Source organism: Chloroflexus sp. (genome assembly GCF_034434295.1).
In the GTDB taxonomy this organism is placed as follows: Bacteria; Chloroflexota; Chloroflexia; order Chloroflexales; family Chloroflexaceae; genus Chloroflexus.
Map to the genome: position 1 here is coordinate 1 of NZ_DAOTZQ010000029.1, position 2,066 is coordinate 2,066.

The 2,066-nt window shown below is 56.7% G+C and carries 1 protein-coding gene; it reads left to right on the plus strand.

Features of this window, described 5'->3' with window-relative positions; all coding sequences use genetic code 11:
• The first annotated feature begins 68 nt into the window (after nucleotides 1–68).
• Nucleotides 69–1,976 (plus strand): VanW family protein, encoded by a 1,908-nt coding sequence (locus VAE57_RS04695; protein ID WP_322820744.1) that lies wholly within the window; start codon nucleotides 69–71, stop codon nucleotides 1,974–1,976.
• Nucleotides 1,977–2,066: the final 90 nt, after the last annotated feature.

Here is a 2,066-nt window from a genome sequence, read left to right on the forward strand (position 1 = left end):
AACTTGTCGCCACGCCAAAGGTTTTGTACAATGCGAGTAATCCGGTATTATGAGGTTGCTGCATCCGTATGCCGAACAATCGCTACTATCAGGAATACGGCCCGATCTATCGCCGTCGAGCCGGACAACGTCCGTCGCTTGCCGACGGCAAGCCAACACTTGACGAGCCGCGACGCCCTCGTGTGCGGCGGCCAGTGCGTCATCGGCGGCGGGTACCGGTCTGGCTATGGCTGGTGATAGGTTTAGTCATGCTTGTCGCAGTTCCCACCGGTGCGCTGTACGCCGTGGATATGGTGTATCCCGAAACGATTTTGCCTGGCGTTTCGCTCAATGGCGAGTCCATTGGTGGGTATACGCGCACCGATTTGATTATCGAGTTGCGGCGACGCTATCGTTCCTTTGAGCAACAGCCGGTGACGCTTACCTTTCGTGATCAGCGATGGCAACCGACACTCGCCGAGTTGGGGGTCGCCTTTGATATTGAAGGGCTGGTGAATAGTGCCTTTGCGCTTGGGCGGAGCGGTGATCCGCTAACCCGTGCCTATGAGCTGTGGTTACTCTGGCAGGAAGGTATTGATATAACCCCTCGTCTGACCGTCGATCTTGGACAAACCCAACGCTATCTACTGGGGCTTGCTCCACAGATCGAGCGATTGCCGGCTGATGCTGTCCTCAGTCTGGCTGATGCCCGCGTGGTTGGTCAGCCTAGTCAACCGGGTACGCAGCTTTTGGTTGACGCAACCGCAAATGATGTGCTGCTGGCTATCCGTGCGCTCCAACCACAAACGGTGCCGATCCGCACTCGTCAGGTCGCACCACTGATCGATGATACCGATCTGGTGGTCGCCCAGCAGATTGCTGACCAATTGCTGCGGAGTGCGCTCGAATTGAAGGTTGACGACCAGACTATTGTCTGGACACCTGAACGCCTGGCGGAACTACTGCGGGTAACACCGGTTGACGGTCGCTTGACAATAGAAGTTGATCCAGATCGTCTTGCCCGTGCAGTGGAAGGGCTGGCGCAAATAATCGACACTGGTACCGCCGAACCGCGCCTGCGCTTCAGTGATGGGCGGGTGCGGATCGTCGCCGAGGGACAGCCAGGGCGACGGCTGCAGCAGGCTGATGCGGTAACTGCCATTGCCGACGTGCTGATGCAGCCTTCACCGGTAACCCGCACGCTGACTTTGCCGGTTGAGCGGATTGAGCCTCAAATTACGGCAGCAACCCTCGACAATCTGGGCATTGTCGAGCTGGTGGCGGAAGGACGGAGCAGTTTTGTTGGTTCAGCTCCATACCGTATCACCAATATTCGTGCCGGTGCAGCCCGTATGAACGGCGTATTGATTGCACCCGGCGAAGAATTCTCATTTAACCGCCAGTTGGGTGAAGTCAATGCCGAAAATGGCTTTGTTGAAGGGTATGCAATTATCGGCAATCGGACTCAGCTCGAATGGGGCGGTGGGGTATGCCAGGTGAGTACGACCGTTTTTCGAGCTGCGTTTTGGGCCGGTCTGCCGATTACCGAACGCCATGCCCACTCATTTTACATAAGCTGGTACGACCGCTTCGGACTCGGTCCGAACGGCGATGGTCAGGGTCTCGATGCCGCAATCTTTACCGGGGTGCAAGACCTCAAATTCATCAACGATACCGGGCGCTGGCTGCTGATGCAAACGAGTATTGATGAACAGGCCCAGGTACTGGTCGTCCAATTGTATGGCACTCGTCCTGAGCGCGAGGTGCGGATCGAAGGTCCGATCATTACCAACGAGGTACGTGCACCGGCTGAGCCGGTCTACATCGATGATCCTTCGCTGCCACGTGGTACGATACGGCAAACCGATGTCGCACGCAGTGGTCGTGATGTTTCCATCTACCGCATCGTGACCGAAGCAGATGGTGAGGTGCGGCGCGAGCTGTTCTTCACCCGTTTCCGCCCCTGGCCGAACATTTTCGTTCGTGGTAGCGGGTAGGTGTGCTCGTGTAGTGATCGGTGTGTGGATGTGTTTCCACAGGTGCGATTTGTGTGTAAGCCTGGAGAAAACTTTTACGTATCGCACAGC

Excerpts from the sequence above, each read along its gene's own strand:
- VAE57_RS04695 (WP_322820744.1), top strand. The coding sequence starts at position 69 with ATGCCGAACAATCGCTACTATCAGGAATACGGCCCGATCTATCGCCGT.